Here is a 4,304-nt window from a genome sequence, read left to right as displayed (position 1 = left end):
CCGCCGCCTCAACCTGGAACGCGCCATGAAGCTGGGCGACGAGCTGGGCGGCCATATCGTCACCGGCCATGTCGACGGCGTCGCCGCCGTGAAGGGCATCGCTGCCGAGGGCGATTCGCGGCGGATCGGCTTCGCCGTGCCGCCAGCGCTCGCGCCGTTCGTCGCCCCCAAGGGATCGATCACGATCGACGGCGTGTCGCTGACCGTCAATGCGGTCAGCGATGGCGGCGACGGCACCGAGTTCGCGATCAACCTGATTCCCCATACCCAGACGATGACCACGCTGGGAGCGCTGGCGCCGGGACAGGCGGTCAATATCGAGATCGACGTCCTCGCCCGTTACCTGCACCGCATGGAGGCCTATCGTGCCAAAAGCTGAACTGTCGCGCCTGCGCCACGGCTTCCTGTCCTCGCCGGAGGAGATCATCGACGAGGCCAAGAATGGCCGCATGTTCATCCTGGTCGACGACGAGGACCGCGAGAACGAGGGCGACCTGGTCATTCCCGCGCAGATGGCGACGCCGGAGAAGATCAACTTCATGGCGAAGCACGGCCGCGGGCTGATCTGCCTGGCGCTGACCAAGACGCGGGTCGACCAGCTCGGCCTGACCTTGATGAGCCGCAACAACGGCACCCGGCACGAGACCGCCTTCACCACCTCGATCGAGGCGCGCGACGGCGTCACCACCGGCATCTCCGCCGCCGACCGGGCGCGCACCGTCGCGGTGGCGATCGACGCCGGCAAGGGCGCGGACGAGATCGTCACCCCCGGCCACGTCTTTCCGCTGGTCGCGCGCGACGGCGGCGTGCTGGTCCGTGCCGGGCATACCGAGGCGGCGGTCGATGTCGCACGGCTCGCCGGCCTCAACCCCTCCGGCGTGATCTGCGAGATCATGAACGAGGACGGCACGATGAGCCGGATGGACGACCTCGTCGCCTTTGCGCAGCTCCACGGCCTCAAGATCGGCACGATCCGCGACCTCATCGCCTATCGCCGCCGCCACGACCACCTGGTCGAGAAGCGTGCCGAGATCCACTTCGACTCGCGCTGGGGCGGCCAGTGGCGGGCGATCACCTATTACAACAAGGCGAGCGGCGACGAGACGATCACGCTGGTCAAGGGCCGGATCGACCCAGACCGGCCGACCTTGGTCAGGATGCACACCGCCTCCTATTTCGTCGACATGTTCGGCGAGGAGTCGGAGCGCTCCGGGCTGCTGTCGCGCTCGATGGAGATGATCGCCGCCGAGGGCGCGGGGGTGATCGTCGTCATCAACCGGCCGATGAAGGACTCGGCCAGCCGCTTCATGAAGCTTCGCGCCGAGGGCAAGGGCGCGGGCGCGCCGGAGGTCGAGGAACTGCGCGACTATGGGGTCGGCGCGCAGATCCTTGCCGAATTGGGGGTGCAGGACATGGTGCTCCTGACCAACACCCATCACGCGCTGGTCGGGCTGGAGGGCTATGGCCTGTCGATCGTCGACGAGCTGCGCATCCCCGGCACGGGTGGCGAATAATGGCGCACCTGCTGATCGTCGAGGCGCGCTTCTACGACCATCTCAACGACCTGCTGATCGCCGGCGCGCGCGGCGCGATCGAGGCTGCGGGTCATAGCTGCGAGGTGCTGACCGTTCCCGGCGCGCTGGAGGTGCCGGCGGCGATCGCGCTGGCGGCGGAGACCGGCCGCTACGACGCCTATGTCGCGCTCGGCGTGGTGATCCGCGGGGAGACCTATCATTTCGAGGTGGTGTCCAACGAGAGCGCCCGGGGCATCATGGCGCTGACCCTCGACGGCCTTGCCATCGGCAACGGCATCCTCACCACCGAGGACGAAGCGCAGGCACTGGCCCGCGCCCGCCCGACCGAGCTGGACAAGGGCGGCTCGGCTGCCAAGGCGGCGCTGGCGATGCTGGCGATCAAGCAGCGGCTGGGCTGAGCACCGCCCGCCCGGGTCAGGCGTCGGCGGTTTCCAGCGCCGGATAGTCGGTATAGCCCTCGGCTCCCGGCGTGTACCAGGTCTTCTGGTCGTCCTCGGCAAGCGCCGCGCCGCGGCGGAGGCGGTCGACCAGATCGGGATTGGCGATGAACGGCCGCCCGAACGCAATGGCATCGGCGACCCCGCTATCGAGGGCGGCCTGCGCCGTTGCCACGCTATATTCCTGGTTGAGGATCAGCGGCCCGGCAAAGACCTCGCGGATCCTGGGGCTGAGCTTGGGCACGTCGGATGCGCCAAAGGTGCTGCCCGGCGACAGCTCGCGCAGTTCGAGGAACGCGATGCCGAGGTCGGCCAGCGCCCTTGCCGCCGGCACGAACACCGCCTCCGGGTTGGAGTCGTCCGCGCCCTGCGTCTCGCCATTGGGCGACAGGCGGATGCCGGTGCGGCCGGCACCGATCGCCTCGACCACTCGCGCCACCGCTTCGGTCATGAAGCGGATGCGGTTCTCCGGGCTGCCGCCGTAATCGTCATCGCGCAGGTTGGTGTTGTCGCGCAGGAACTGGTCGATCAGATAGCCATTCGCGCCGTGCAGCTGGACCCCGTCGAACCCCGCCGTGATCGCCGCGGTCGCAGCCGTGCCGTAATCGTCAACCGCGCGCTGGATGTCGTCGAGCGTCGCCGCCCGCGCCTCGGCATAGGGATTGGGCTCGTCGGGCTTGTGATAGGGCGCGCGGGTCGCCGACGAGGACAGCGGCGCGAGGCCGGTGACGTCGGGGCGGGCGAGCCGTCCCATGTGCCAGATCTGCGCGACGATCCTGCCGCCGGCGTCGTGGACGGCGGCGGTGACCGGCTTCCACGCCTCCACCATCGCGTCGGTCCACAGCCCCGGCGCGTGGGGCCAACCCAGCCCTTCGCGACTGATCCCCGTACCCTCGGTGACGATCAGGCCGGCCCCGGCGCGCTGGCGGTAATAGTCGATCATCAGCTCGGTCGGGACATGCCCGGACGTGGCCCGGCCGCGCGTCAGCGGAGCCATGACGACGCGGTTGGACGCCTGGATGCCGCCATAGGCTATCGGCTCGAAGAGGCTCGGCATGGGATGCTCCGGTGGAATGGCCTGACGCAGCGGAGATAGGACGCTACACGGCCACATGCATCCCGTCGGCACGCAAAGGAAAACTGTCGCCCCGCAAAGCCGCGCGGCGCCGTTCGCGGCGTTGCTGGTCGCCAATGTCGCGCTGGCGTTCGGTGCCTGGTTCGTGCGCCATGCCGACACCGGGCCGGTCGCGGCGGGGTTGTGGCGGATCGCGCTCGCCGCGCCGGTGCTGGCCGGGCTGGCGGTGGCGAGCGGATCGCGGCCGACGCCGCTCGGCGGTCGCCTGTGGTGGCTGCTCGGGCTGGGCGGCGTCGCCTTTGCCGCCGACCTTGGCTGCTGGCATCTCGGCATCCGCCGCACCACGCTCGCCAACGCGACCCTTTTCGGCAATTGCGCGACGCTGATCTTCCCCGTCTACGGCTTCGTCGCGGCGCGGACGCTGCCGACGCGGCTGCAGGCGATCGCGCTTGGCTGTGCCGCGGTCGGGGCTGCGCTGTTGATGGGGCGATCGTACCAGCTCGATCCGCGCCATCTTGCCGGCGACCTGCTCTGCATCCTCGCCGGGCTGCTCTACACCATCTATTTCGTGCTGATGGCGCGGGTGCGGCAGACGCTTGCGCCGGTGTCGGCGCTGGCGCTGTCGACGGTCGCCAGCGTCCTGCCGCTGCTCGGCTTCGCGCTGGCGTTGGGGGAGGCGATCGTGCCGCACCTGTGGTGGCCGCTGGTCTCGCTGGCGCTGGTCAGCCAGGTACTGGGGCAGGGATGCATGGTCTATGCGCTCGGCCGGCTGTCGCCGCTGGTGATCGGGGTCGCGCTGCTGGTGCAGCCGGTGGTGGCCGCCGCGATCGGCTGGGCAAGCTATGGCGAGCGGCTGGGGCTCGCCGACTGGATCGGCGCTGCGCTGGTCGCCGCCGCGCTGGTGATGATCCGCGGGCAGGAGGTTGCGCCGGACGCGCCGGCACGCCATCCTGAACCAGCATGACCGATCCCACCGACCTGACCCTGGACGAGATCCGCGCCGCGCTGGCGGGCGCGGTCGCAGACAACGCCGCCTTCGACGGCTGGAGCGCGGTCGCGCGCGACACCGCCGCCGAGTTCGCCGGCATCGACCGCGACGTGGCGGCGCTGGCGCTGCCCGACGCGACCGCGATGATCGATGCCTGGTTCGCGACGATCGACGATGCCATGCTGGAACGGCTGCCGCCGGCGGTGCTGGCGGCGATGCCGGTGCGCGAGCGGATCACCGCTCTGGTCGAGGCGCGCCTGACCGCGACC

Annotated in this window: 4 protein-coding genes and 2 pseudogenes; 5 read left to right on the top strand and 1 reads right to left on the bottom strand. The window is 70.1% G+C overall.

What is annotated here, in order from left to right; genetic code table 11:
- From HUU96_RS12165 to ribH, 3 genes and pseudogenes are all read left to right on the top strand, one after another.
- Window positions 1-379, top strand: a pseudogene (locus HUU96_RS12165) (riboflavin synthase); the annotation flags it as partial.
- Window positions 366-1,514 (top strand): 3,4-dihydroxy-2-butanone-4-phosphate synthase, encoded by a 1,149-nt coding sequence (gene ribB, locus HUU96_RS12160; RefSeq protein ID WP_174293043.1) that lies wholly within the window; start codon window positions 366-368, stop codon window positions 1,512-1,514. The pseudogene HUU96_RS12165 and the gene ribB, both read left to right, overlap by 14 nt.
- Entirely contained in the window at window positions 1,514-1,933 is a 420-nt protein-coding gene (ribH, locus tag HUU96_RS12155) for a 6,7-dimethyl-8-ribityllumazine synthase (protein ID WP_174293042.1), read from the top strand. Before ribB ends, ribH begins: the two co-directional genes overlap by 1 nt.
- A 16-nt stretch (window positions 1,934-1,949) precedes the next feature.
- Here the strand turns inward: ribH and HUU96_RS12150 are convergent, their stop codons facing one another.
- Window positions 1,950-3,029, bottom strand: a complete 1,080-nt coding sequence (locus HUU96_RS12150) for an alkene reductase (RefSeq protein ID WP_174293041.1) — start codon at window positions 3,027-3,029, stop codon at window positions 1,950-1,952.
- 55 nt (window positions 3,030-3,084) lie between these two features.
- Between HUU96_RS12150 and HUU96_RS12145 the strand changes: the two genes are divergently transcribed.
- Together HUU96_RS12145 and HUU96_RS12140 are read left to right on the top strand one after the other, a co-directional pair.
- Window positions 3,085-4,011 (top strand): DMT family transporter, encoded by a 927-nt coding sequence (locus HUU96_RS12145; protein ID WP_174293040.1) that lies wholly within the window; start codon window positions 3,085-3,087, stop codon window positions 4,009-4,011.
- A pseudogene (locus HUU96_RS12140) lies at window positions 4,008-4,304 on the top strand (COQ9 family protein); the annotation flags it as partial. The gene HUU96_RS12145 and the pseudogene HUU96_RS12140, both read left to right, overlap by 4 nt.

The organism is Sphingomonas bacterium, assembly GCF_903644135.1.
Lineage (GTDB): Bacteria > Pseudomonadota > Alphaproteobacteria > Sphingomonadales > Sphingomonadaceae > Sphingomonas.
The sequence above is the reverse complement of the archived record's forward strand: the minus strand, read 5'-3'. Positions and strand labels throughout refer to the sequence as shown.